22 protein-coding genes and 1 tRNA gene are annotated in these 25,322 nt (G+C 33.1%); 5 read left to right on the top strand and 18 right to left on the bottom strand.

Annotated elements, in window-relative coordinates:
- Nucleotides 1–43: 43 nt before the first annotated feature.
- From FNE73_RS06155 to FNE73_RS06145, 3 genes are read right to left on the bottom strand one after another with little or no spacing between them, the layout of a single operon-like run.
- The gene (locus FNE73_RS06155; protein WP_228429912.1) at nucleotides 44–1,255 is read right to left on the bottom strand and encodes a hypothetical protein; all 1,212 of its coding nucleotides are present in this window, start codon (nucleotides 1,253–1,255) and stop codon (nucleotides 44–46) included.
- Complete coding sequence (glf, locus tag FNE73_RS06150) at nucleotides 1,239–2,369, bottom strand: UDP-galactopyranose mutase (RefSeq protein ID WP_228429909.1); 1,131 nt, start codon at nucleotides 2,367–2,369, stop codon at nucleotides 1,239–1,241. The genes FNE73_RS06155 and glf overlap by 17 nt, the downstream gene beginning before the upstream one ends.
- On the bottom strand, nucleotides 2,338–3,438 hold the full coding sequence (locus tag FNE73_RS06145) for a glycosyltransferase (protein ID WP_143883904.1): 1,101 nt from the start codon (nucleotides 3,436–3,438) through the stop codon (nucleotides 2,338–2,340). The genes glf and FNE73_RS06145 overlap by 32 nt, the downstream gene beginning before the upstream one ends.
- A 326-nt stretch (nucleotides 3,439–3,764) precedes the next feature.
- On the opposite strand from FNE73_RS06145, the gene FNE73_RS06140 reads away from it, so the two are divergent.
- Nucleotides 3,765–4,616, top strand: coding sequence for a phosphatase PAP2 family protein (locus FNE73_RS06140; protein ID WP_143883903.1), 852 nt, complete (start codon nucleotides 3,765–3,767; stop codon nucleotides 4,614–4,616).
- Nucleotides 4,617–4,752: 136 nt separating this feature from the next.
- Here the strand turns inward: FNE73_RS06140 and FNE73_RS16830 are convergent, their stop codons facing one another.
- The 4 genes from FNE73_RS16830 to FNE73_RS06125 all read right to left on the bottom strand — a co-directional run bounded on the left by FNE73_RS16830 (nucleotide 4,753) and on the right by FNE73_RS06125 (nucleotide 6,098).
- On the bottom strand, nucleotides 4,753–4,998 hold the full coding sequence (locus FNE73_RS16830; protein WP_228429906.1) for an exonuclease/endonuclease/phosphatase family protein: 246 nt from the start codon (nucleotides 4,996–4,998) through the stop codon (nucleotides 4,753–4,755).
- A 3-nt stretch (nucleotides 4,999–5,001) separates the two neighbouring features.
- Nucleotides 5,002–5,538, bottom strand: coding sequence for an exodeoxyribonuclease III (locus FNE73_RS06135; protein WP_228429903.1), 537 nt, complete (start codon nucleotides 5,536–5,538; stop codon nucleotides 5,002–5,004).
- 15 nt (nucleotides 5,539–5,553) lie between these two features.
- A complete protein-coding gene (locus FNE73_RS06130; protein WP_143883902.1) occupies nucleotides 5,554–5,754 on the bottom strand; it encodes a hypervirulence associated TUDOR domain-containing protein in 201 nt (66 codons plus the stop codon).
- 270 nt (nucleotides 5,755–6,024) lie between these two features.
- A tRNA-Arg gene (locus FNE73_RS06125) sits at nucleotides 6,025–6,098 on the bottom strand.
- 59 nt (nucleotides 6,099–6,157) lie between these two features.
- Here FNE73_RS06125 and FNE73_RS06120 point away from each other — a divergent pair.
- From FNE73_RS06120 to FNE73_RS06110, 3 genes are read left to right on the top strand one after another with little or no spacing between them, the layout of a single operon-like run.
- Complete coding sequence (locus FNE73_RS06120) at nucleotides 6,158–7,204, top strand: ABC transporter substrate-binding protein (protein WP_143883901.1); 1,047 nt, start codon at nucleotides 6,158–6,160, stop codon at nucleotides 7,202–7,204.
- A 39-nt stretch (nucleotides 7,205–7,243) separates the two neighbouring features.
- Nucleotides 7,244–7,888 carry a monofunctional biosynthetic peptidoglycan transglycosylase gene (gene mtgA / locus FNE73_RS06115; protein WP_143883900.1) on the top strand — a complete coding sequence of 215 codons (645 nt, stop codon included), beginning with the start codon at nucleotides 7,244–7,246 and terminating at the stop codon, nucleotides 7,886–7,888.
- A gap of 13 nt (nucleotides 7,889–7,901) precedes the next feature.
- Nucleotides 7,902–9,935 (top strand): recombinase, encoded by a 2,034-nt coding sequence (locus tag FNE73_RS06110; RefSeq protein ID WP_143883899.1) that lies wholly within the window; start codon nucleotides 7,902–7,904, stop codon nucleotides 9,933–9,935.
- Here the strand turns inward: FNE73_RS06110 and FNE73_RS06105 are convergent.
- Genes FNE73_RS06105 through FNE73_RS06080 form a run of 6 tightly spaced genes read right to left on the bottom strand, consistent with a single transcriptional unit; the run spans nucleotide 9,913 to nucleotide 13,206 of the window.
- Complete coding sequence (locus tag FNE73_RS06105) at nucleotides 9,913–10,209, bottom strand: hypothetical protein (protein WP_143883898.1); 297 nt, start codon at nucleotides 10,207–10,209, stop codon at nucleotides 9,913–9,915. The two genes, FNE73_RS06110 and FNE73_RS06105, sit on opposite strands and share 23 nt — an antisense overlap.
- Nucleotides 10,209–10,796, bottom strand: coding sequence for a hypothetical protein (locus FNE73_RS06100; RefSeq protein ID WP_143883897.1), 588 nt, complete (start codon nucleotides 10,794–10,796; stop codon nucleotides 10,209–10,211). Before FNE73_RS06100 ends, FNE73_RS06105 begins: the two co-directional genes overlap by 1 nt.
- Before the next feature lie 33 nt (nucleotides 10,797–10,829).
- Nucleotides 10,830–11,909, bottom strand: a complete 1,080-nt coding sequence (gene recF / locus FNE73_RS06095) for a DNA replication/repair protein RecF (protein WP_143883896.1) — start codon at nucleotides 11,907–11,909, stop codon at nucleotides 10,830–10,832.
- A complete protein-coding gene (locus FNE73_RS06090) occupies nucleotides 11,906–12,214 on the bottom strand; it encodes a type II toxin-antitoxin system RelE/ParE family toxin (protein ID WP_143883895.1) in 309 nt (102 codons plus the stop codon). The genes recF and FNE73_RS06090 overlap by 4 nt, the downstream gene beginning before the upstream one ends.
- Nucleotides 12,202–12,441 (bottom strand): hypothetical protein, encoded by a 240-nt coding sequence (locus FNE73_RS06085; RefSeq protein ID WP_143883894.1) that lies wholly within the window; start codon nucleotides 12,439–12,441, stop codon nucleotides 12,202–12,204. Before FNE73_RS06085 ends, FNE73_RS06090 begins: the two co-directional genes overlap by 13 nt.
- 3 nt (nucleotides 12,442–12,444) lie before the next feature.
- Nucleotides 12,445–13,206 carry a UbiA prenyltransferase family protein gene (locus tag FNE73_RS06080; protein ID WP_143883893.1) on the bottom strand — a complete coding sequence of 254 codons (762 nt, stop codon included), beginning with the start codon at nucleotides 13,204–13,206 and terminating at the stop codon, nucleotides 12,445–12,447.
- A gap of 18 nt (nucleotides 13,207–13,224) precedes the next feature.
- Here FNE73_RS06080 and FNE73_RS06075 point away from each other — a divergent pair, with 18 nt between their 5' ends.
- Entirely contained in the window at nucleotides 13,225–19,104 is a 5,880-nt protein-coding gene (locus FNE73_RS06075) for an alpha-2-macroglobulin family protein (protein ID WP_143883892.1), read from the top strand.
- A 60-nt stretch (nucleotides 19,105–19,164) separates the two neighbouring features.
- Here the strand turns inward: FNE73_RS06075 and FNE73_RS06070 are convergent, their stop codons facing one another.
- The 5 genes from FNE73_RS06070 to FNE73_RS06050 form a co-directional block, all read right to left on the bottom strand.
- Entirely contained in the window at nucleotides 19,165–19,875 is a 711-nt protein-coding gene (locus FNE73_RS06070; protein WP_143883891.1) for an ABC transporter ATP-binding protein, read from the bottom strand.
- Nucleotides 19,876–19,956: 81 nt separating this feature from the next.
- Nucleotides 19,957–20,544 carry a hypothetical protein gene (locus FNE73_RS06065; RefSeq protein WP_228429900.1) on the bottom strand — a complete coding sequence of 196 codons (588 nt, stop codon included), beginning with the start codon at nucleotides 20,542–20,544 and terminating at the stop codon, nucleotides 19,957–19,959.
- Between the two features lie 251 nt (nucleotides 20,545–20,795).
- Nucleotides 20,796–21,239 carry a hypothetical protein gene (locus tag FNE73_RS06060; protein WP_143883890.1) on the bottom strand — a complete coding sequence of 148 codons (444 nt, stop codon included), beginning with the start codon at nucleotides 21,237–21,239 and terminating at the stop codon, nucleotides 20,796–20,798.
- A 920-nt stretch (nucleotides 21,240–22,159) separates the two neighbouring features.
- On the bottom strand, nucleotides 22,160–22,744 hold the full coding sequence (locus tag FNE73_RS06055) for a DUF6624 domain-containing protein (protein ID WP_143883889.1): 585 nt from the start codon (nucleotides 22,742–22,744) through the stop codon (nucleotides 22,160–22,162).
- A gap of 335 nt (nucleotides 22,745–23,079) precedes the next feature.
- Complete coding sequence (locus FNE73_RS06050) at nucleotides 23,080–25,134, bottom strand: M3 family metallopeptidase (protein WP_143883888.1); 2,055 nt, start codon at nucleotides 25,132–25,134, stop codon at nucleotides 23,080–23,082.
- Between the last annotated feature and the right edge of the window lie 188 nt (nucleotides 25,135–25,322).

Raw genomic sequence — 25,322 nt, 5'->3', positions numbered from 1 at the left:
CTTTTTGTATCATGAATTTATTTATTCTTATCCCGAACTCATGTTAAATAAGATTATAAATTTTAGTTTTATCAAATAAAGATTTCTGATTTAATATCGTAATATTATTTTGAAATTCCAGCAAAACTGAAAGACTTTCCTTATGAATTTTTCGCTCTAAGGTTTCGGGATCGGGAATGTCCCAAAGTCCGCTGTGATGCCAATTGTTCGGGAAATCCCAATCAGGGCGGTCTATTATTGGATAAATGCAGCAACCGTATAATGGTAAACCGCTTTTAAGAATGGTTAAGCATTCTTCTGTAATCATTTTCAGCCAATCGTATCTGTCATCTTCAGGAATGCTGGTTTCCGACAATACAATTGGTTTTTTGTAATTAATAAATACTTCTTCAACTAATGAATGAAGACTTCGCCAGTATGGGTTAGCTGGTGTTTCGTTCCACGGAATAAATTGATGGACTGGAAATGTCCACTGATTATTAAAATAAAAATTAACTCCAATAATATCCAGATACTCTGGTTTTCCTCTCAGTTCAGGACATATTTTTCCTGTCAGAATCTCTAAAACCTGGAATTGTTCCTGATTTTTTTCGTTTGCTTTCAGCACTGAGATTAAATTTGACGGATCTTGCGAAGCAATATTAATTAAAGGCTCCGTTGTCATAATTTTAACTGTAGGATCTACTTCTTTCATCATCTCTATTCCTTCAATATAGGCTTTCATTAGCATATACTTCACTTCCCAACCTTGATTAACGCAGTAGGGACTTGTGCCATTGGCTTCACCACCTAGCCACGAAAGAAAACTGACTTCATTAATGGGCGTGATAATTAATTCGCCTTCAGGAACCAAACTTCGATATTTAATGACAAAAGCTCTGCATAAATGTGAGAATCTTCTGGCAAACATCGGATGCAAAGGGGTTAAATCGTCCGGAAAACCAAAATGGCAAATATCCCAAATAACCTGGATGCCGTTATTTTTGGAAGCGGCAATGATCTCTTCAACTTGTGTCCAATCATACTTGAATGGCATCTTTTCTATAAAACTCCATCGTATTCCTTCTCGAACCGTTTTAATATCAATCTTAGAAAGTCTTTGGTAGTCTTCGTGTATGAAACGGTTGTGACCTGTCAGTTCAATAAGGTCAATGCGTTCACCAAAAGCATTTTGATGATCCGCACATTCAAAACCGCCCATAAGAAAGGATTGAAAAGGATTTCTAAAGTTGGTAGAATTACTGCTGTGCTGCATCTTCTTCTTTGATGATCTTTCGGAATAATGCCAATGATTGTGCTACAACCTGATCCATATTGTAGTATTTATAAGTTCCCAACCGACCTGTGAAATAAACATTCTCTGTTTCATCAGCCAATTTTTTGTACTTATTATAAATTTCTTGATTTTCTTTTCTTGGAATTGGGTAATAAGGATCACCATCCGCAGTCGGATATTCGTAAACAATCGCTGTTTTGTGATGCTTTTGTCCGGTCAGATGTTTAAACTCCGTTATTCTTGTGTAAAGATTGGATGTGGGATAATTGATGGTTCCGGTTTGCTGATAACTTTCCTGATCCAGAGTTTCAAATATAAAATCAATTGATCGGTAAGGCAATTTCCCAAACCGATAGTCAAAATAAGCATCGATTGGTCCTGTATAGATCAGCTTTTTATGAGGTATAATATCCACAATGTCTTTATAGTTTGTATTCAACATAATGTGAATATTCTCGTGCAAAAGCATTGTTTGAAACATTTCAGTATAACCATTTTTTGGCATTGCCTGCAAAGAATCAGTAAAATAGCGGTCATCGCTGTTAGTCCTTGTCGGAACTCGGGCGGTAACCGAAGCATCCAATTCTGAAGGATCCAGGTTCCATTGTTTTTTGGTGTAACCACGGAAGAATTTTTCATAAAGTTCTTTTCCGACAACATTCAGGACGACATCTTCTGAAGTTAAAACAGGTTTGCGTAATTCTGCTTTTGAAGCTAAGAAATCTACAACCTCATCAGACGTTAGATTTTTTCCGTAGAGCTTATTGATTGTTGTGAGATTGATCGGAATCGGTACGAGCTGTCCGTCAACACTTCCTAAAACCCTGTGTTCATACGGGCGCCATTCTGTGAATTTGCTTAGATATTTAAAGACATCTTCGGAATTAGTATGGAAAATATGCGGTCCGTACTTATGGATCAGTATGCCTTCTTTGTTATAATAATCGTAAGCATTCCCTGCGATGTGATTCCTTTTGTCAACAATCAGAATCTTTTTTCCTTCTTTAGCTAATCTTTCTGCCAAGACCGAACCCGCAAAACCACAGCCAATAATTAGAAAATCATACATATATTCCGTTGTTTTTTTTAACATTGTTAATTAAATGATTCATTTTTTCAAACGTGCTATCCCAGGATTCATTCGCAAGAAAAAGGTCGACTTTTTTCATCCAATCTTTACTTGACGTTTTAGCCAGCTCTTCCTCTCCGTAATTAATGAAAGTTTCAGCATCTTTGGCAATGTAAACCAGATTTTCTTCCCCGTATGGTTTTATAACATCTTTTATCGGGGTTGAGATCACAGGAAGTCCCGCTGCGAGATATTCTGGTGTTTTTGTAGGACTAATGAACTCGGTAGATTCATTGATGGCAAACATTATCATAGCAATATCCCATTGGCTGATATAATCTGGAAGCTGTCCGTATTTTTTTGATCCTAGATAATGAATGTTTTCTGCTCTCGGAAGATCGTTGGCATCAATTTTCACAACCGGACCAATAATCACAAATTGCCAGTCTGGTTTTTTTGTAGAGATTTCTTTTAACAATTCGATGTCGAACCTCTCATCAATGACGCCAAAAAAACCAAACCTGGGATTGGCAATGTGCTTCTGGTCGTCAGGATCTTCCGTATAATATCTTGCTGCTTTGAAATGCTGTTTGTCTATACTGCTTGGAAAAGGATGGATGTTATGATGGCGGTTTTTCTTTGCCTGATAAAGGGTATGACCTCCGGTAAACACCACATCAGCTTTTTTGAACAGTTTCTCTTCCAGATCCAGCAATTGAGGCGGTGCAAAACGGAATGCAGAAAGCTCGTCCATAGAGTCATAGATAGTTACTTGAGGTTTGAGATGTGACGTGTATTCCAAAGCCATAGGTGTGTAATACCAACACAAATATGTTTTAATGTTGTGATCTGTAAGAACTTGGCTAACCAGCTTTTCCAGGCGTAAATTAATATTGTCTCCTTCCTCGCTGAGAAAGATTTTAATTATCGAAACGCCATCCTGAAGATCTATTTCGTAAAAATCCGAATTTGCTTTTCTTGGTTCTTCAAAATAAAAAACCCGATTTTTCTTGGCAAATCTTGTTAACAGATGTTGAGGGCGCTGGTACACGAAATCCCAGTGTAAATGGCTGAAACATATAATATTTTGCATAAGTTTGGTCACAAATTGAAATGGAAATTTTTTCCAGCTCTACTAAAAGCAATATGATCTGATTGAATGATGAGCAGTTGTGATTTGTAAAGCTAGACTTAATAAAATAATATGGATATGATTTAAGTCATAACGCATATAGTGCAGTCTGTTTTTGCAAATTGGTTGCATATACACAGAATTAATAATCTGTTTGTTTGCACAATCATCAAAAATTAAGAGCGGCGTGTAATGGCATAGCTCACCTATCAGAACAGTTACGGTAATTTAGTATCATTTTTGATAATGTTAATTAAATCTGAATAATCACCGTAGTATAAAGATATATGACAGAAAAAAAATTGAAACTCAGACAGCAAGCATTTGCATTAACGATCTGTACACTTACATTTATGGTTGTTTACAATTTTTCTACCTGGTATGCTGTTTCTTTAGATCAGGTTCCGTCATTTACTTTTTATTTTGAAAGGTTCATTCCTTTTGTGCCTCTGTCGATTATTCCTTACATGGCAAGCGGTTTGTTTTTCTGCGTTGCATTTTTTTCTTGTAAAAGTACATACCAGCTTAAAATATTAACATGGCGCATGCTATTTGTAACTTTTGTAGCAGGAATATTTTTTATAGCGTTGCCATTACAATTTTCGTATGCGAAACCAGAGGTGTCTAACCGCATTTTACAGCTGCCTTTTTCTTTCTTAAAGGCATTTGACTCTCCCTTTAATCAGTCACCATCACTACATATTGCTTTTGCATTTATATTTTGGACGGTATTTAAAAATCTGTCCAAATGGCGAATTCACCTAATGATCTGGCTGATTCTTTTGGGGATTTCAACTCTGACTACCTATCAGCATCATTTTATTGATATTTTAACAGGTTCAATTCTTGCCCACATCAGTTTTATCGTTATTCCTTACAGAAAGAACGATCCTAAGTACAGAAATTTATATTTGGCAAATTATTACTTTCTATCCGGATGGATATTTTTTTCTGCTGCTTTATTGCTACAGTATTTTGTTGGTAAGGAAGGTCTTATCCTTTTTGTGCCTTCATTGGCAAGTATGATTCTTGGTTATTATTGTCAGCTTAATAAAAATTTTTTATTAAGGTATGTTTTAACAATACAACAGAAATACTTGTTATGGATTGATAGGAAGGAATCTGAAGTAATAAAATAAATGATTGATGAAGAAATTCCGATAAGTAGAAGTATAGTCAAAACTTTGGAAGTATTTCCATAATAGTAAACATTTTTTTCAATTAAGCATTACGTAAAAGGTGTTGTTTAAAAGTCTACTTTTCCATTCAGCAAATTTAAAATAATGATGTTCTGTCGAGTTCGATCCAGACAGGTGCATGGTCACTGCTTTTTTCCCAGCCACGAACTTCCTTATCAACACCTCCTCTGAGCAGGCTTGATTTCAAATAAGGACTCAACAAAATATGGTCAAGTCTGATTCCTGCATTTCTGTCGTAAGCTTTGTACAGATAGTCCCAAAATGTATAGATCGTTTCATCGGGAAATAAGGTACGGATAGAATCTGTCCACCCATTTTTCATAAGCTAGCTGTAAGCTTTTCTGACTTCCGGCTGAAAAAGTGCATCATCTTTCCATCGTTCAGGTTTATAAACATCTTTTTCAGTCGGAATAATATTAAAATCACCTATCAGAATGGCAGGAAGATCCATATCAATAAATTGTTTTGTTCTTTTTTGTAAACGCTTGATCCATTCCATTTTGTATTCGAACTTTGGTCCCGGAAAAGGATTTCCATTCGGTAAGTAGAGACAGCAGATCACCATCTGGTCAATAATCACTTCAAGATAGCGGCTTTGGGTATCGTCTGCATTACCAGGAAGTGAACGCTGAACTTCTGTCATTTCAAGATCTTTAGACAGGATTGCTATTCCATTCCATTGCTTCTGACCATGCCATATTGCCTGATAGCCTGCCTGGTTAATTTCAGCAATAGGGAATTTTTCCTGTGACGCCTTTAATTCCTGAAGACATACAACATCGGGCTTTGCATTTCTCAGCCACTTTAGAAGCACGGGTAAACGGCTGTTGATGCCGTTCACATTGTATGTTGCTATTTTCATCGGTATGATCTGTATTTAAATTTTCTTTAAAGCTGAAGCTTTATGAACAGCACTTTTGCCCGTCTTTTCGCTGATTACCTCATATTGCGGACTGTCCTGAGATGCTCTTCTCTGCCTGTTTATAAAAATAAAATCGCTGGTATGAATTTTTGTGATGATTCCATGGGTCTCTCCATAACGAAATTTCCATTTGACCTTATCTCCTTTTTTCAACATTATTTTTTATTTTACCGGTTTCAATACTATCTGATCAACCGATATAAGACAAAAACCATACCTTATAAAAAGATTCTTTTTACTTTGAATAGAAGGATTAAGCTTGACGATAAAATCAATTGAGATATTTAAATGACGAAGAATATCATATTATATCAGATCTAACTTCATGAAAAAGTTTTAACCCATAAAGTCAATAGTTTTGTACAGAAAAGAATTAGAAATAAAAAAACCGACAAAGAAGTAAAAAAACTTCAAATGTCGGTCTTGTGACCTCGACAGGATTCAAACCTGTAACCTTCTGAGCCGTAATCAGATGCGCTATTCAGTTGCGCCACGAGGCCGTTCCTTTCTCCTTGTTTAAAGGTTTGCAAATATAGCACTTTTTTCTTTTCTTTGAAAGATGAAAGCAAGATTTTTAATGCTCATTGCAATTTTTATTTTAATTGCCTGTAAGAGAGAAACAAAAAATATAAATACAAAAGCTGTTTCCATATCCAAATTAGTCAAATTTAAAGAAGAAGCAGATTTTTTACAATTATCATCAGGGAATTTTAATTATTCCATCAAAAAAGACCAGCTGCCATTTAAAAAAATTATTTTGCTAAATGCAAGTATGGCAGGGTATGTCACAGAACTGAATGCTGAAAATCTGATTACCGGAATTTCAAGTCCCGAATATATTTATTCAGAAAAGATTAGAAAACTTATTCAGCAGGAAAAAATACAGAATGTAGGAAGCGAACAAAAATATGATATTGAGAGAATCATTTCGCTGAAGCCGGATGCTGTTTTCACCAACTATGTCGCTAATTTTGAAAATGCCTATGAAGTTTTGAAAAACAATGGTATTCATGTGATTTTTTTAGATGAATTCAACGAAGAGAAACCATTGGAAAAAGCTGCGTATATTAAAGTTTTTGGAAAACTCTTGGGTAAAGAGCAATTGGCTGATGCAAAGTTTAAAGAAATAGAAAAAAACTACAATAACCTGAAAAAACTGGCGCAGACTTCTCATTCAAAGCCAAAAGTTTTAGCTAACGAAATGTATGGTGATGTTTGGTATCTTCCGGGAGGAAAAACTTCTTTTGCCAATTTTATTTCTGATGCCAATGCGGAATATATTTTAAAAAATAATTCTGATACAAAAGCTGTAACAATGAGTTTTGAAGAAGTGTATATCAAATCAAAAAATATTCAGTTCTGGCTAAATGTTGGTAATCATCATTCAAAAAAAGAATTATTGTCAATCAATCCGTTTTATGCGCAGCTGGATGTTTTCAATCAGGGAAAAATATACAGTGTTTCGGGAAAGGAAAAACAAAAAGCCAACGATTTTTTTGAACAGGGAATTGTGCGCTGCGACTGGGTATTGAAGGATTACATTAAAATCCTTCATCCTGAACTTTTACCCGATGATAAAATTACTTATTTACATGAATTAAAGTAACTCGCAGTATTTTTATATTTTTGCATCAAGTTTATGCTTATGTGGAAAAAGATAAAACAATTTATTTTTATAATTCTTTTGCTGAATGTGGTTTTTATCGTTTGGGGAAGATTTTTTAATCCTCCAATTACCATTACACAGATCGGCGGCATTATAAAGTACGGAAAATTGCAGCGTGATTATATTTCCTATGATGAAATGGGAAATAATGTGAAAAAAGCGGTCATTGCCTCGGAAGACCAGAAATTTTTTATGCATAATGGCTTTGATTATACAGCGATTGAAAAAGCCATGAAATACAATGAAAAAGGTAAAAAAATCAGAGGCGGAAGCACAATTTCTCAGCAGACCGCTAAAAATGTATTTCTTTGGCAGGGTAGAAGCTGGATCAGGAAAGGACTGGAAGCAATTTATACTTTCATAATAGAAAAAGTCTGGAGTAAAGATATAATTCTTGAGCGTTATCTCAATTCTATAGAAATGGGACAAGGAGTTTTTGGAGTGGAAGCCGCAGCACAGTATTACTTCGGCAAATCCTCAAAAGATCTCAATACATCTGAAGCAGCGTGGATTGCAGCCGTTCTGCCCAATCCTAAAAAGTACGATCCCAAAAATCCTTCTGCGTATCTTAGAAAAAAACACAGCTGGATTATGAGACAAATGAAGAATGTGAGCCTGAAATAGTATCTTTGTACTAATGAAATTTTTTAGTTCAAATACGGGGAACTTTAAATCTGTTCTTAAAAAGTATTTTTCTTTTAAGAACGAAACTGCTTCTTTAGAACCTTTAGCCGATTTTTTGGAAGCAATAAAGAAGGCTGACTTTACGGATGTTCTCAATTTTTTTAAACAAAACCAACATTTTGCAGATAACTTCAAATACTATCTTTACAGAGTTTTTTCTGAAAGACCTTTTAATCTTTCATTAACGGAGGCAAGTATTTTATCTGAAAATGCTTTTTTTCCCGAACTCAAAAAGAGAATTCTTAATAAAGTTTTACCTCCTGTAGAAAATGAAAATACGGTTTGGTATCTTATTGACAATGTAAGCTTCAGACCAAAGCAGGATTTGGAATATTTTCATAATCTGCCGGAAAATGAAGTCGATGAAATGATGCAGATTCTTGGAATTTCCGATTTTATTCAGAGTTCTAAGGTGAAAAATGAACTGATATTTTCTATGAACATTCTTTCCTGGAGGGTGACCGGGATGGCTCTTGAAGTGGAAGTGGTGAGAATGGCTCCCGAATACCGAAATTTTGATAATCCCTTTTTGGCACTGCAAAATGAGCTGGAATCATTACGGGAAGAGTTTGAAGAAGATTCTGCTATACAGCTTCATTCCAAAGACAGCAGATATAAACAGATTAAAATTTATCTGCAGCAATGTCAGGATTTTGTAGGAATTGCATTTAAAAATTCTTCGAAATACGGAATTTCCGGTAAAATAAATCAGTCTTTGCTTAAAATCCGCCAACAGACCAAACGGATTTCTGAGATACTTAATTTATTAGTTATAGACAACGAAAGAGATATTATCGTAAAATCAAAACAGTTGATTTTTAATATTTTAAAATATAAATCTTCAAAAAATAATATTTCTGATCTTTTTAATGACAGTACCAGATTGCTTTCTCATCTGATTACCAATCATACTGCAGAAGCCGGCACGCATTACATTACTTCCAATCGGTATCAGTACGTTAAGATGTTTTATAAAGCAAGTGGCGGCGGAATCATCGTAGGTGCACTCTGTGTATTGAAAATGCTGTACGGCTTTATGCCCGGAAGCGACTTTTTTCATGCATTTTTGTACTCGCTCAATTATGCAATGGGATTTGTGATGATTTATCTTATGGGTTATACTTTGGCTACCAAACAGCCTGCAATGACAGCGGCAACAATGACAAAAGTATTGTCTGAACAGGAAAAATCAAACAGTAATTATACAGAATTTGCAGATCTGGTGTCTAAACTCTTCAGAAGTCAGTTTATAGCTTTTGTTGGAAATGTTTTGCTGGCTTTTCCGGTTGCTGTTGCGATTATTTACGGGCTGGATGTATTTTTCTCACAAAATCTTGCCGTTGAAAGATCAGATAAGCTTTTAAGAGATTTAGATCCTTTTAAATCGAAAGCAATTCTGCATGCTTGTATTGCTGGTTTCTATCTTTTCATTTCCGGCATTATTTCAGGAAATATTGGGAATAATTCGGTTTTCTTTCAGATTCCGCAAAGGATTGCTAAAAATCAGTCAGTTAAAAGGTTATTCGGAGACCGGTTTGCTCAGAGTTTATCAAGATATTATGCTAAGAACTGGCCCGGAATAATTTCTAATTTTTGGTTTGGGGTTTTTCTGGGTGCAACTGCGCCTATAGGTCTTTTTTTCGGGTTGGATCTGGATATCCGTCACATTACTTTTGCCGCAGGGAATTTTGCTTTAGGCTTGTACGGAAAAGATTTCACCATAGATTCTTACACATTCTGGATTTCTCTGATTACTGTTTTTCTTATAGGATTTTTCAATTTCCTGGTGAGTTTTAGCTTATCTATGTTTTTAGCGTTCCGTTCAAGAAAAATGAATCTTGGTGAGGTGCGGGAGATTTACCGTGCTATTTTCAAGTATTTTCTGAGACATCCGCTGAAGTTTTTCCTGCCCATCCGTTCTAATTTTGATTCTAAAGTGACGGCAATGGTCAGAAGCAAAAGTTCTATAAAACCAGAAGGTCAGTAAATTTGTCTTCACCAAATTGATCCTGAAATTTTTTCAGGTAAAAGCTTTTACGCATTTTAAAATCATTTTTCAGTAGAGGCGAGTTGATTCTGATCTGAATAATTTTATTGTCCAGATTTACACTCTCAATTTCCTGAAATAAAGATTCGTCCAAATAGTCTTCCAGATAATCTTTAATTTCAAAAGCAACCAGTTTATCTTCAAATCCGTAAATTCTGGCAAAAGATTTTACCAGTTCTGAAGACTGAAATTCACGTTTTTTATTTCTTTTCATTAATAACTTCTGTTAGATTTTGTTTGAAAACCGTTGTCTTTGAATAATTTTTCTATTTTAAGATAAAAATTATCGCACATTCCATTTATTTCTAATGATTTTTCTGAATTGAATTGCATTCTCTGGCATTCAAAACAAATTTCAAGAATTTCAAAAACTTTATCATTATCATTGAGAAATAGAACAGCATTTCTGGGAAAAAAGCATTTGTTTACTTCACGCATATCATTTTTAAACTTTCCACATGTATTGTAAAGTAATTGAGATAACTCAAATGTTTCTTTAAAATTAAGAGTTTTGATTTGCTTAATTCCTTCCAAACTTTCCTTCCCTAAAATTTGTTCTAATTTAATCGGAAAAGTTTGTTCAGAAATTAGCCTTTTTATCATTGTAGAATCAACATTTTTTCCTATTGGTGGTAAAGGTATAGGAAATTCACTTAAAAAATCAGTATTATAGGAAATGATCTTAACTTTGGTTGTTTTGTTAAAGGGATAGCTGTTTATAATCTCATTTATAGACAGCTTTTTTTGTCCAAAAGAGAACAGTGAAAAAATAAATAAAAAAACTGTAAATATTTTTTTCATAATACTTTGAATTTTTGTATCATTTGTGGGAAATCACACCTCAAAAATTATACTTTCCTCATTAATTTTTTTTACCACACTTTCTGTACGTTCCCGGTGAGTATCTGTAATGAAGATCTGTCCAAAGTTTTCCTGATTCACGAGTTTTATCAACTGCGCAACACGTGTGTCATCTAATTTGTCGAAAATATCATCTAACAGAAGAATAGGAGTTTTTCCGGTAAGTTCTTTTACCAGACTCATCTGTGCCAGTTTTAATGAAATTAAAAATGATTTCTGCTGTCCTTGTGAACCGATTTTTTTGATCAGAACCGAATCCATATCAAACAGAAGATCATCCTTATGAATACCTTTGGAAGTGTAGGTAAGCATTCTGTCGCGATCCAGACTTTCTTTCAGTAAATTTTCAAATAAATCTTCCAGTAAGTGAGATTCATAAACAACCGATACACTTTCTTTTCCGCCTGATATTATTTCATAGAAACTCTGTACAATAGGATTGAGTTTTTCAACAAAACTTTTTCTCTTTTTAAAAATCTGCGTTCCGGCTTTGGTTATGGGATCATCATAAATTTCTAAAGAATCTTTATCCCATGTCCTGTTTTTAGCAAAATATTTTAGCAAAGCATTTCTCTGTTGAATAATTTTCTGATATTGTATTAATCCAAAAAGATATTCAGAATCGGTTTGTGAAATCATAGAATCCAGAAATTTCCTTCTGCTTTCTCCCGAATCTGAGATGAGGTTGGAGTCGTAAGGTGAAATCATTACACTCGGCAGATAACCGATATGATCTGCTAAACGGTCATACGTTTTATCATTTTTTTTGATGATTTTCTTGGCTTCTTTCGGTTGGGAAATTTTAATAATGTCTTCAGAATCATCATTTTGAATTTCTGCGTTGATGGAGAAAAAATCTTCATCTTTTTTGATGTTATTAAGGTCTGTATTTCCCAAAAAACTTTTCCCTACAGAAAGATAATGCAGAGCATCCAGTATATTGGTTTTTCCCACACCGTTGTTTCCCACAAAGCAGTTGATTTGCGGAGAAAGATCAAACGTTTTTTCTGAATGATTTTTGAAATTGTAAAGGGAGAGTTTTTTGATGATCATAATCCCAAAAGTTTTTTCAGTTTTTCAGGATTTTGACGATTATCCCAAAAGGAAATGATATAAATGATTGATTCTGATTGTCTGTAAACAAGACTGTAGTTTCCTAGATGTAAAATTCTAAATGGTTTTATACTACCAAGTTTACCCATCAAAGGATTTATTTTTAGAAGATCTAAATTTTTATATATTTCCGCATTGATTTTTTTTGAATAGCTATTGCTTTTATTTCGATGATTCCAATATTCAAAAACCTTATTTCTTTGTGAGATTGCGATGTTTGACCAAATGATTATTATCTCATCCATTCTTCATCAAGTTTTCTAAGTTCTTCATCGGTAGTCACTCTTCCATATTTAATATCCTCTTCTCCGATCATAAGAAGTTCTTTCTGAGAATCAGAAAAAATATATTCATCTTCATCTTTTGCTTTTACAGATTCTAATAAATCGTTAACAGCTTTCAAAATACCTATGTTTTTAGTAGAAAAAATTTTTTCCATCAACTGGCTTCTCAATATTTCAATATTTTCCATCTCTCAAAATTTTAAGTAAAGATAAATAATCCAAAATAAAAACGGCAAACCGCAGCAGGTTTCAACTCCGAAAGAAAAATAAGCATCATCTCGTTTGCTTTCAGAAAAGTAAATTAAGATAAAAGTAATAATTGCAGTTAGAAATATACTTAGTCCGTATTGAAATTTCAGATAAAAAAGAGATAAAAGGACAGATATAAAAACCAAAACATAAGCGAGATATTTGGTGTTTTGTACCCCAATGAGTTTAGGAAAAGTCTGAATAGTATCGTTTTCCATATCTCGGATGTCAAAAGGTAAAACCAGAGCAGTAATAAAAAAGAAACTGATAAGAAATACAGGAATATTAAATTCTGGCAGCGTAAGCCAGCAATTCACCAATCCCCAAACCAATCCGACATAAAATACTTTCAGTAAGGGGATTTTCCGGATATAGTTTTCAAGAAAAAAACTGTTGTAAAGCAATCCTAAAATCACAATAATAAACCATTTTAGCAATCGTATTTCATTATGATTAAATATGATTAAAACTGCCGAAAAAATTCCGGCGATAATATTTAAAATGAAGATTTTGTAAAAATGTTTTGTTTTTTGATATTTGGTGTAAAGATAGCCGCTGAAATAGGTGATAAATATTAAAAGCACCGAAGGAAAACGGAATGTATTTTGCTCCAGCATGAAAAAAACTGCAAAAAAAGTTCCCATTAAAGAGACGTATAGTTGGCTGTCTATAACGGTTTTTTTCAGTACTTTTAAGCAATTCATTTAGTAAAAATAACACTTATGCAAAGATATTCCAAGATTTCGTTCCTATTCCTGCTTTTACTTAATTTTTCTATGGTTTTTTCACAAAAATATTACGATCAGCAGTGGAAGAAAGTACAGATAAATTCATCCAAAGGAAATTTTAAATCTAGTTTGCCTCTTATTTTAGAAATACAAAACCAGGCTATGAAAGAAAATAATACACTGCAGCTCATCCGTTCTTTGAAAGCGGAATTCAGTATCGTCAATCAGACTTCTGATGATGAAAAAAACGATTCAGCTTCAAAGTTTTTTGCAAAGCTTCAGAATTCAGAAAAAAAACTGAAAGGAGAGGATCTATTGGTTTATAAAGTTCTGCTATCGGGATTTATGTTTGATTATTATAATGAGCATTCATGGGAAATAAACGGAAGAACCAATATGAATTCTCAGGATGTTTCAAAAATTGAAACGTGGAGCAAACTTGATTTTAAAAATTATTTAAATAAAAATTTTAAAGAGCTTGATCAGCAAAGCAAGGCGATGAAAAAAGTTTCTTTTGTGAAGTATAAAGATGCCTTTTCAAATACAGATGATGTTCTTTATTTTCCTACTTTGATAGATTGGTATTCTATACGAAAAATTAATTTTTTATCCAATAACGAACTGTTTACCAAAAATGAATTAATGGAAAACAGAGCTGTAATCAATACAGTTTTTGATGAATTGATTGCCAAGAATTCAGGAAACTCTAAATTGTATTTCATGCATCAGAAATTGTCTGAAAACTGCGGGTTTACTCAATGCAAAGATAAACTGGAGCAACTTCAGGCTATTGTGAAATCTGATATTGACGGTGATTATAAAGTTCTTGTGATGGAAGAAATCATGAATGAATTAATCATTAAAAGCAAACAAAAAGAAGCTTCAGAAATTGCCAATCTTGCAAAAACCCAATATCCAAAATCTCCATTTTTAGAAAATATTAAAAATAAAGAAAATCAGATTACCAATCCTTATTTGGGTTTGAAATATGAAGAGCAAACGCAAAGTAACAAACCTATTCATCTGGTTGCAGAATATAAAAATGTTTCCGCTTTTTCGATTAATATTTATGAGGTGAAAGATGATTTGCAGTCATTCATTCAATACACGAAAAGTCCGTACAATAATGCTTTTTCCAAAGTCAAGAAAACATTGCTAAGAAAAGAAAGTTTTCAGTTAAATGATCCTAAAGATTATAAGCTTCATAAAACTTCATTCGAAATAAAGCCGCTTCCATCGGGAATTTATATGATTGAATATTTGGTTTTAGGTTCTGATGTTAAAGAGGAGACAGAACAGCAAAACTTTTATGTTTTGGTTTCGAATCATAAAATTATTTATCAGAATAAAAATGTTAAAAATAACCTTTTAAATGAGCTGAAACTTGTAAATTCTGAGAACGGAAAGCCAGTTAATAATGAAAATCTTAATTTTTACGAATTTGTAGATAACAAAACGCTGAATAAAATTGCAGGAAAAACCGATACAAGAGGAATTTTTAAGTTTCCTGAATCTAAAAGCACAAATTATTACAGAACGTATCTCGTTCATCAGCCAAAAACCAATGATTTCCAAATAATGGATATGTATGGAGAAAGATATTATGGAAATGATAATCAGAATAAAATCACACGTACCAAAGCCCAGATTTTCACAGACCGAGCAATTTACAGACCCGGACAAACTGTTTATTTTAAGGTAATCAATACCAGAATTGAAAAAGAAATAGAAGGAGTTGCTTCTGGATTAAAACAGAAAATTACTTTATACGATACAAATAATCAGGAAGTTTCTTCTCAGAATTTTACGACCAACGAATTTGGTTCCTATCATAGAAGTTTTATTTTGCCTAAAGGAAAGTTAAATGGAAATTTCCATTTTGCAACCGATGGCGGAACGGACGGATATAAATATTTTAGAGTTGAGGAATACAAACGTCCGAAATTTGAAGTGACTTTTGAGCCTGTAAAAGATGAATATAAATACGGACAAACCATCGAACTGAAAGGTAAAGCAATGATGTTTTCCGGAGTTGCGTTAAGCAATACCAATGTAAATTATGAAATTAAAAAACAAAATATCAGATGGAGATATTTTCCGTGGTATCCCAATGATAATGATCACGAGAACTCAATTTTAGGAGAAGTAAAAACTAACGAAAAAGGTGAGTTTACAATAAAATTAGACCTGAAAAAAGATGAAAAAATAGAAGGGATTCAGATTGACAATTATTCAATCAACGCCTCTGTAACCGATATTAATGGTGAAACACAATCTGCAGATACTAATCTGAAAGTTTCTTCAGTTTCACATTACATAAAAGCAGATCAGTTGAATGGTGTATTTGCAGACGAAAACGTAAAACTGAAAGTAGAAACGAAAAATTATAACGAACAAAACTTAAAAAAATCTTATCAGGTCAAATTATCAAAGCTGGAAACTCCAGACAGAATTTTCAGAGATAATTTTAAATCAGAAGTTCAGAACTTATCACAACTTTCAAAAGAAGAATTCATAACCAAATTTCCGCATGATCGATTCGATAAAAATGATGAAATTAAGAACTGGAAAACTTCGGTTGTCATTCTGAATGGAGCAAAGCGAAATGAAGAATCTCTTGATTTAGGAAAACTGGAAGCAGGCAATTACCAGCTTGAATTGTATAATATTGAAGGTAAAGACACCATCAAAGCTTCTCAGAATTTCAGTGTTTGGGATAAAAAGTCTCTGAAACCAAATCAGAAAACATTCTTAACTGTTTTACAACCAAAGAATGAATTTTCAAGAGGTGAAAAAGCAAAAATTTATGCTTATTCATCAATTCCTGATGCTTTGGTTAATGTTTTTGTACAAAACGGATCAGGGAAAACGGTTTCTGAAGTTCGTCAATGCAAAAATGGAATTTTAGAATATGAGATTGATATTTCGAAAGAGAAAGATGTGAACAATTTGAATATTCAGTTTCAGGTTGTTGCATTTAATGATGTTCAAACTCAAACGATTAATCTAAAGATAAAAGACTCCGAACAGCTATTAAAGATAGAAACCACAACTTTCAGAGATAAAATTGAGCCAAATGCTAAAGAAAAATGGTCGGTAAAGATTTCAGGAAACGAAAAGGAAAAAATCAATGCTGAGGTTTTAGCCAATATGTACGATATGTCTTTGGATCAGTTTGCGGTGAACAGTTTTGATTGGCAGAAATTATATACACCTTATTCTTTCTTTAGTTCTTATGACATGAGAGAAAATCTGGCTCAGAAGTATTACCAGAAAAGAATGAAATATTTAGGTAGAAAATATGTTAAAATACCACAATTTAATTGGCTTACAGATTCAATTAACTTTTTAGATTATTTGCAAAATGAGGTTGAAGTGGCTTCAAATCAAAATAATGTACCTGCAGCTCCTATTTCGGTTGCTGATTCTAGTGAAAATGAAATCGAAGAAGTTGTTGTAGTGGGTTATAAAGCCGTAACGAAATCAAGTGCAGTAACTTCTACAACTAAAATTGCTATAAATAAAGATGAAATTTCTGTCAATGAAGACTTGTCAAATGTTTCAGTCCGTCAAAATCTTAACGAAACCGCATTTTTCTATCCCGACTTAAAAACCGATTCTGAAGGAAACGTCAATTTTGAATTTACTTCACCCGAAGCTCTTACAAAATGGAAGCTGATGTTCTTGGCTCACACAAAAGACGCGAGAGCGACAACGTTGGAAAAAGAAGTGGTAACACAAAAAGAATTTTCAGTAACGCCAAATTATCCGAGATTCTTAAGAGAAGGTGATGAACTGAATCTGCAGTCAAAACTTTCCAATTTAACATCAAAAAAATTAAGCGGTTCTGCAAGTTTGCAGATTTTGGATGCTTTTACCAATGAAGATATTTCGCCTCAGTTTGGTTTACATTCAAACATTCAGAATTTTGATTTAAATGAAAACGGAAATTCGGCTTTAACATGGAAAATAAAAGTTCCGAAGAATGTTTCTTCCATTATTTTGAAAGTAGTAGCAAAAGCCGGTCAATATTCTGATGGCGAACAAAAAGCTGTTGCCGTTCTTCCCAACAGAATGTTGGTGACCGAAGCTGTTCCGGTTTTTGTGAAAGAAGGTGAAACGAAAACGTTTGTTTTAGATAATCTTAAAAATGCCAATTCTACAACAATTTCTAATGTTTCAAATACGCTGGAACTGACAACCAATCCGATTTGGGAAATTATGTTTGCGCTTCCAAGCCTGAAAAACGATCAGAATAATTCTGCCGATGTTATCTTTAATAAATGGTTTGCTGATGTTCTGGCTTCAGAAATTTTTAAAGCCAATCCGAAATTGAAAACTGTTTTTGAGGAATATCAGAATAAAGGATTACTAACTTCAAATCTTGAAAAAAATCAGGAGTTGAAACAGCTTTTACTGGAAGAAACTCCGTGGGTTTTGGAAAGTAAAAATGAGACAGAACAAATGGAAAAATTAGCCTTATTGTTTGATGCCAATACAATGAAAAATTCAATTAATCAGGATTGGGAAGATTTCAAAAAACTCCAGAATCCGGATGGTGGTTTTTCTTGGTACTCCGGTTATCCGAGTTCATATTCTACTTCACTGTATATCCTTAAAAACTTAGGAAAAATAAATGTTTGGTTAAAAGATAATGTGAAAGATTACCAAAATTCTGAACAGAAAGAATTGGTTGCCAATTTGGTGAAATATGTTGATAATGAAATTGATAAATATTATGATGTAAAAAAAGAAAACGTCTGGACAAACTGGAGTTTAGATTATCTCGATACAAGAAACTACTGGGAAAAAAATTATCCATTAAAAGGAAAAGGAGCTGCACTGAAAACTTTGGTGAAACAGAAATCAAAAACTGCGAAAATAACCGATTTTACCTTTTTCGGATTGCATCGTGCAGCGTTATTGATGCATGATTATGATTTAAATGATGTCTCGGATAAATTATTAAATTATCTTAAAGAAACTTCTGTAGATTCAAAAACTCAGGGTGTTTACTGGAAGCAGAATCTTGATGATTGGGGTTGGTTTAGCTCAAAAGTAGTGAATCATGCAGGAGCTTTGGAAGCCTTTAATAAATTAAAACCAAACGATCAGAAATTCATTGAAGACATGAAAATCTGGTTGATTACTCAGAAAGAGGTCAATTCATGGGGAAGTTCAAGAGGAACTTCGGAAGTTATTTTTACGATTTTAAATTCAGGAAAATCGTGGACGACATCAGAAAGCGACAAAGCAACCATCATTTGGGGCGGAAAAGAACTGAAACCTGAAACTCAGGCAACAGGTTATGTGAAATCTGCTGTAAAAACAGATGTTTTAGATAAAGATTTAGCGACTGTTACCGTAACAAAACCAGGTGCAGGAATTGTGCAGGGAGGTTTATTCTGGCAATATTATGAGGATTTGGATAAAATAAAATCTTCTGAGAATTATATATCAATTTCAAAAGAATTGTACAAAAAAATCAAAACAGTAAATGGTGAGGAACTGCAGAAAATCTCTTCTGAAACACCATTGAAAGTTGGTGATAAAGTGACGGTGAGAATGATTCTGAATACCGACAGACCAATGGAATTTATTCATATCAAAGATATGAGAGCCGCAGGATTTGAGCCTTTAAATGTTATTTCAGGTTATCAGTGGAAAAACAATCTGGGATATTACCAATCTACGAAAGATGCATCTACCAATTTCTACATTCAATATATGCCGAAAGGAAAATATGTTTTTGAGTACGATTATGTGGCTAATGCTTCAGGAAAATTCTCTAACGGCATTACTACGATCCAAAACTATTATGCTCCGCAGATGAATAGTCATACAAAAGGAACAAATATTGAAATTTCGGAATAGTTTTTACAGAATGAAAAAGCCGGCTCATGAATTCATGAACCGGCTTTTTTATGATCTCTTTTATTCAATTGCGACAGATTGGGTATAATTGGCAAAGGCCTCTTCAAGACTTGAAAATTTACCTTTAAATTCTTCAATATTAGAATCCTGAATGATATTTCCTTTATGAATAAGGATCACTCTTGTACAAAGTGCTTCAACTTCCTGCATAATGTGTGTTGAAAGCAAAACCGTCTTTTCTTTTCCAATTTCTTTTACTACATTTCGTATTTCAAGAATTTGGTTAGGATCCAGTCCGTTTGTTGGTTCATCCAGGATCAGCAAATCAGGCTGATGAATGATGGCCTGTGCCAAACCTACTCTCTGCTTGTAGCCTTTAGAAAGCTGACTTATTTTTTTGTATTTTTCAGGTGTAATTCCTACAAGGTCAATAACTTCATCTATTCTGGAATGGGAAATTTTATGAATATCAGCAACAAACTGCAGATATTCTTTTACATACATTTCCAGATAAAGCGGATTGTTTTCGGGAAGAAAACCTATACTTTTTTTAGATTCAATTTCATTGTCGGAGATGTTTTTTCCGTTAAAAATAATTTCACCTTCATCAATTTTCAATGCGCCAACAATAGATTTCATCAGGGTAGATTTACCTGCTCCGTTGGGACCCAGAAGACCAATGATTTCATTTTTGTCAATAGAAATATTAATGTTGTTAAGAGCGGTCTGCTCACCAAATTTCTTTGTTAGATTGATAACCTGAAGTGACATATTGTAAAAATATTTTAGCAAAAATATAAATAAAAAAACTCATTCCGGCAGAATGAGCTTATTATACTGAGAACAAAACTTTTATTTTCTTGTTTTTTTTGTTTTTACAGGGGTTTTTGCAGGCTGAGACTGCTCAGGAGCTGTATTCTGAACCGTATTATTAGGAGTACTGGTTACCGGATTTACAGCAGGTTGCTTTACAACAGCTTTTTTGTACATGTTTTCCTTTGTAGTACCGATGCCGAAAATTTTATCTATCTGCTTTTTATTCAGAAACTGAGATTTGCCTACATACTTTTTATTCTTGTTAATATACTGTATAAACTGCATGGTTGGCTGTCCGTAATTCTTTTCAAAGTGCAGTTCGATAATATCATTGGGAAGTTCCAAAGTTATATTTCCGGTTGGCTCATCAATAAAACCATCGCTGATCATTTTATAAAGATCGCTCACATCGCCGTTCACATCATTAAATGAAAAAGACCTGAAAGTATTAAGATTGCTGGTATTAATATCCTGATAATTGAATGTAAATCTATTTTCTTTTTTATAAAGACCTACAGAATTTTCTTTGCCTATCTCTACTAAAGTTTCATTTTTAAGTACTTTTATTTGAGAAAAAGCCAGAAACCCTATACAAAAAGTGAAAAGTAAAATTATTTTTTTCATGTGGTTTTAAATTTAATCGTTTGGTATATAATTGCCAATGTACAGATAAAAACAGCAATCTACCAATTTTCTTGCTGCAAAAATAATGTTTTTTTTAATTTAAATTTAAAACGAACCTTGAAGCTAAAGTTAATTTTCAGTAAAAAAGTTGTAATAATATCTTAAATAAAGTGTGTGATTTACATTTTCTTTAAATACTGTAGACAATTTTTATTTTTCTTTAAAATTACATTTAAATCCGCAACATTGTTTTATTGATGATGACCGGCTGTTATCATCTGTAGTGAAGATTTTATTTTTTTGTTTTGACTATTGCTGAAACCAAGCAGATAGACAGTGATCTTAAAGTCTTTTTTTCTGCTTGTATTAATTCTTAAAGTAAGTTTTGTTATTCCGTAGTAAGAAGATACTTTGTAATTGCAGATACTTGATTGAGGCAGTTCTATATAGGGATGATAAAACTTCTTAAACGTAAACGGATGATATTTTCTTATCGTTACACAACTTCCGGATACTTCATAGGTGACACTCTGAATATGCCATATTAAAAACATCATTGCTGCACAAAATGCCGCAATAATAATATACGAGGTTGATTCGCGAGAAATGAAGACAACCGCTAATGAAAGCAAAAAGGTGAATAAAATCACAGCACATACTAAACAACGGGTAAATCCGTAATTGGTAATTTTCATATTCAAGATCAGTTTTTTAGTTTAATTAAATAAATCAAATAATGAATTTAGGTTGAAATTATAAATTCACTTTAAGTTATTTGATGTACAAATTTAACTATTTGTTAACAATTTTCTTTATATGAGGCATTGAATTATTTTTATTGTGGTAAAAATTTAAAAAATTTTACAGATTTATATTGCAAGTTATTGTTTATCAGGTTTTTATTTTCTTTTATTGTGTCCATAAATATGTAATAAAAATGTTCTTTTTTAAGCTGTATTATGATAAAAAAACTCCAAAAATTCAACTTTTCGGAGTTTTAAAATTTATCATTTATCCAAACACTTTCTTGGTATAAACTTTAAAATAACAAATTTTGAATCTTTTCTCTATTCCTTGTCATAGAAAGACTCCGGCTTCTGCTTTTGCGCCAATTCTTTTAAAGATGTATAAACAAATATGTTGTCTCAGTTAGATCTCATTTTTGATAATGATCTAATGATTTTTTAACTTGCTTTAATGATTTGTGAAGTATTACATACAACTCTTGAAGTTGAATTATTTGATTTGATAAATTTCGTTAGTAATGATTATTGGTTGGGAATATGGTATCAATGGGAAACGGCTTTGTGAAGGCGGGGCTTTGATTACCAAATGGTTATATAAAAACTGCCCTGAGAAAAAACCATTTTCATTTTTCAAAAATTACAAAAAGTAAAAAAACGAAATGGTTTTTTGCGACTGTAAATGACAAAAAGTTCAACGAAAGGGAACTTCAGCCCCGTTTTTGCAAAACCGATGTTATCTGCAGACATATTTTTTATACTGGTCCGTAACAATTATGAAAATCAAAAATGTTTTTGCGGATAAAAATGCAAAAATCTTTCAATTTATATCTTCACCACTGCTTTTGCAAACCGATGTTATGTGTAGTATTTTAATTCGGATTGAACTTAATATTAAAATTCCTTAAATAATCCTCTATTGGTTCCAATCCCATTTCTTTTCTTCTTTCGTTCACAGTTTTAGGATTTTCTAATTCATACAATTTACCATTTTCTATTTGTGAACCATATATTTGGGGGTTTCCTTCGTCCATTAAAATCCTATCTTTCATCAATGCGTATTGTTGTTTAGATAAGTCTCCATTTTCAACCGCTTTCTCTATTTGTGGAAAATACTTTTTTCTGATTTCTTTAGTACTATGTTGCAGCCCCAGCCAGATTGCATCCATTTGTTTTTGACCTACCTGCTTTAATGTTGGCATACCACACTTTTCAATAATACTAATCACTAATTCTTGATTCCTATGATCTTCTTTAGCGAATTTGATGAAGTCATTTGATTTTCTTATCCGTTGGTCACTTTCTAAAACTTCGCTCAAAATTTGAACTCTTTTGCTGCAATCGACTTCAATAATATCTACTGAACCTACATAGACAAATTTATCCCTCTTCATATAAAGGAATATTAATATTATTAAAACAAGTGCGGTTAATATGCTAAATAAGGTTTTTTTCATTAAATTTAAATTTTGAGTTTTTGTTTAAATTTTTATTATGATTTTCAGTATTTTATGTGGTTTTTTGGATGTGCTTGCAGGTAACATCTAAATTACGCATAGCGTCAATTTAATTTACATGATATTCGCCAATACAATTTGTGTTTTTTATTTTATTATAGTTATTGTATATTGATTGTTAATGTTTTATGAAATGTTTTGAAGAAAATTTTTTGAATTAACGAATGTTGTAAATTTTTGGTTATTATATACAATAATGAAATATTCTCAGATATTTTACCATAAGAAAAATTCAAAGTCCCCTTGATTTTAAGCAAGGGGAACTTTGAATTTGTTTATCCAAATGCTCTCTTCAGGAGGCTCTCTACCTTCGGTTCGCTGCCTCTGAAATTCTTGTACAATTCCATCGGGTCTTTGGTGCCGCCGGAAGAAAGTAGAACTTTATATTTTGCAGCAATTTCCGGATTGAAAATTCCATTTTCCTTAAAATATTGAAATGCATCTGCATCCAAAACTTCTGCCCATTTGTAAGAGTAATACCCCGCAGAATATCCACCCTGAAAAATATGTGAAAAACTTGGGCTCATTGCGGTTTCAGGATTTGCAGGATACAATTGGGTGGCTTTTGTATATTCATCCTCAAATTCTTTTACACTTTTATTCTCCAACTCTTCAACTTTGGTGTGGTAATTCATGTCCAGCAATCCGAAGCCAAGCTGTCTTAATGTCTGATAACCTTCCATAAAGTTTTTCGACTGTGCGATTTTCTCAATTTTTTCGTCCGGCAAAACTTCTCCTGTTTTATAATGTTTTGCGAAGGCTTTTAAGAATTCAAGTTCGTAGCAGAAATTTTCTAAAAACTGCGAAGGCAGTTCCACAAAATCCCATTTTACAGAAGTTCCTGAGAGGGTAGGGTATTGTGTATCTGCCAACATTCCGTGAAGGGCGTGACCAAATTCATGAAATAAAGTTGTTACCTCCTGAAATGTCAGTAAACTCGGAGTGTCTTTTGTAGGTTTGCTGAAATTACAAACAATGGAAATATGCGGACGGGAATTTTCGCTGTCTTTCTGATACTGATTTTTATAACTCGTCATCCAGGCTCCGGCTCTTTTGCCTTTTCTCGGGAAATAATCTACATAAAGTAAAGCTTTGTAGCTGGTTGATGATTGTTGGCTGTCAGTCTGAGCGGAGTCGAAGACTTCTTTCACCTCATATACCTTTACATCTTCATGATATTTCGGGATGTCGTTTCTTTCTTCAAAAGTTAATCCGAAAAGTTGCTTTGACAATCCAAAAACAGCATCCTGAACCTGATCTAAAGGAAAGTAAGGTTTTAATTCCTCATCATTAAGATCATATTTTGCTTTACGCAGTTTTTCAGCATAAAAAGCGTGATCATAACCTTGCATTTCTTCAATTCCGTCTGCTTTTGCCAGAGATTTTAATTCTTCAATTTCTTTATCAGCATAAGGTTTTGCTTTGGTTAAAAGTTCGTTCAGAAAATCAATAACTTTTGTCGGAGATTTTGCCATTCTTTCTTCCAAAACATACTCTGCGTAGTTTTTGTAACCTAATAATTCAGCTTTTTGCTGCTTTAGATTCAGCAATTCTTTAATTAGATTCTGATTGTCAAACTCACCGCCGTCAAAAGATTTTTTTCCGTTTGCCAAAGCAATTTCCTTTCTCAGCTCACGGTTTTCAGCGTAGGTCATAAACGGAATATAACTTGGATATTGCAATGTTACCACCAAACCTTCCAGATTTCTTTCTTTGGCTTCTTCTGCATATTGTTCCAGAATGGCTTCCGGAATTCCTGCAAGATCTTCTTTGTTCGTAATATGTTTAAAATAGTTGTTGGTAGAAGCCAGAACATTCTGCCCGAATTGTAAAGATTTTAAAGATAAATCCATATTAATTTTTTTTAATTTTTCTTTGTCTTCTTCATTCAGTAAAGCGCCGCTTCTTACAAAACCTTTATACGTTTCATTCAAAAGCATTTGCTGTTCTCCGTTGAGATTGTATTTTTTTCTTTCGTCGTATACTTTTTTGATTTTATTGAAAAGTGCTTCATTTTGAGAAATTTTTGAAGAATACTCTGTTAAGATCGGGGAAACTTCCTGTGCGATCTGCTGTATCTCGTCGCTTGTTTCTGCCGAATTTAAATTGAAAAATATATTGGAAACTACATCCAGTTGTTCTCCCGAGTAAGCCAAAGCTTCAATTACATTTTCGAAAGTTGGTTCTTCCGGATTATTGATGATAGCATTGATTTCTTCTTCCGACTTCTGAATCAATTCCTTAAAAGCAGGAAGATAGTTTTCGTTTTTAATCTGGTCAAATGGTGCTGAATGATATGGTGTGGTAAATTTTTCAGTTAAAATATTCATATGCTGAGTTTTATTTAATGTAAATGTAAAAATTCTGATGAATCGACAGCGATATTGTTCAAAAATAATACCCTAAAGATAAAATGTGACAAAAATGCTTTATCTTTAATATCTTGTCATAAGCGAAGTGGAAATATGGCTGGAATGGCTAATTTTGAACAGATAAATGATAATGATTTAAAAATAAA

This window comes from Chryseobacterium binzhouense (assembly GCF_007474545.1).
Taxonomy (GTDB): Bacteria; Bacteroidota; Bacteroidia; order Flavobacteriales; family Weeksellaceae; genus Chryseobacterium; species Chryseobacterium binzhouense.
Note: the sequence above shows the minus strand (reverse complement) of the source record. Positions and strands in the feature narration are given on the sequence as shown.

Excerpts from the sequence above, each read along its gene's own strand:
- FNE73_RS06110 (WP_143883899.1), top strand. The coding sequence starts at position 7,902 with ATGAAATTTTTTAGTTCAAATACGGGGAACTTTAAATCTGTTCTTAAA.
- FNE73_RS06145 (WP_143883904.1), bottom strand. The coding sequence starts at position 3,438 with ATGCAAAATATTATATGTTTCAGCCATTTACACTGGGATTTCGTGTAC.
- FNE73_RS16830 (WP_228429906.1), bottom strand. The coding sequence starts at position 4,998 with ATGAAAAATGGGTGGACAGATTCTATCCGTACCTTATTTCCCGATGAA.
- mtgA (WP_143883900.1), top strand. The coding sequence starts at position 7,244 with ATGTGGAAAAAGATAAAACAATTTATTTTTATAATTCTTTTGCTGAAT.
- FNE73_RS06130 (WP_143883902.1), bottom strand. The coding sequence starts at position 5,754 with ATGTTGAAAAAAGGAGATAAGGTCAAATGGAAATTTCGTTATGGAGAG.
- FNE73_RS06050 (WP_143883888.1), bottom strand. The coding sequence starts at position 25,134 with ATGAATATTTTAACTGAAAAATTTACCACACCATATCATTCAGCACCA.
- FNE73_RS06105 (WP_143883898.1), bottom strand. The coding sequence starts at position 10,209 with ATGAAAAGAAATAAAAAACGTGAATTTCAGTCTTCAGAACTGGTAAAA.
- FNE73_RS06100 (WP_143883897.1), bottom strand. The coding sequence starts at position 10,796 with ATGAAAAAAATATTTACAGTTTTTTTATTTATTTTTTCACTGTTCTCT.
- FNE73_RS06090 (WP_143883895.1), bottom strand. The coding sequence starts at position 12,214 with ATGGATGAGATAATAATCATTTGGTCAAACATCGCAATCTCACAAAGA.
- FNE73_RS06075 (WP_143883892.1), top strand. The coding sequence starts at position 13,225 with ATGCAAAGATATTCCAAGATTTCGTTCCTATTCCTGCTTTTACTTAAT.
- FNE73_RS06070 (WP_143883891.1), bottom strand. The coding sequence starts at position 19,875 with ATGTCACTTCAGGTTATCAATCTAACAAAGAAATTTGGTGAGCAGACC.
- glf (WP_228429909.1), bottom strand. The coding sequence starts at position 2,369 with ATGTTAAAAAAAACAACGGAATATATGTATGATTTTCTAATTATTGGC.
- recF (WP_143883896.1), bottom strand. The coding sequence starts at position 11,909 with ATGATCATCAAAAAACTCTCCCTTTACAATTTCAAAAATCATTCAGAA.
- FNE73_RS06155 (WP_228429912.1), bottom strand. The coding sequence starts at position 1,255 with ATGCAGCACAGCAGTAATTCTACCAACTTTAGAAATCCTTTTCAATCC.
- FNE73_RS06080 (WP_143883893.1), bottom strand. The coding sequence starts at position 13,206 with ATGAATTGCTTAAAAGTACTGAAAAAAACCGTTATAGACAGCCAACTA.
- FNE73_RS06135 (WP_228429903.1), bottom strand. The coding sequence starts at position 5,538 with ATGAAAATAGCAACATACAATGTGAACGGCATCAACAGCCGTTTACCC.
- FNE73_RS06055 (WP_143883889.1), bottom strand. The coding sequence starts at position 22,744 with ATGAAAAAAACCTTATTTAGCATATTAACCGCACTTGTTTTAATAATA.
- FNE73_RS06065 (WP_228429900.1), bottom strand. The coding sequence starts at position 20,544 with ATGAAAAAAATAATTTTACTTTTCACTTTTTGTATAGGGTTTCTGGCT.
- FNE73_RS06085 (WP_143883894.1), bottom strand. The coding sequence starts at position 12,441 with ATGGAAAATATTGAAATATTGAGAAGCCAGTTGATGGAAAAAATTTTT.
- FNE73_RS06060 (WP_143883890.1), bottom strand. The coding sequence starts at position 21,239 with ATGAAAATTACCAATTACGGATTTACCCGTTGTTTAGTATGTGCTGTG.
- FNE73_RS06140 (WP_143883903.1), top strand. The coding sequence starts at position 3,765 with ATGACAGAAAAAAAATTGAAACTCAGACAGCAAGCATTTGCATTAACG.
- FNE73_RS06120 (WP_143883901.1), top strand. The coding sequence starts at position 6,158 with ATGAAAGCAAGATTTTTAATGCTCATTGCAATTTTTATTTTAATTGCC.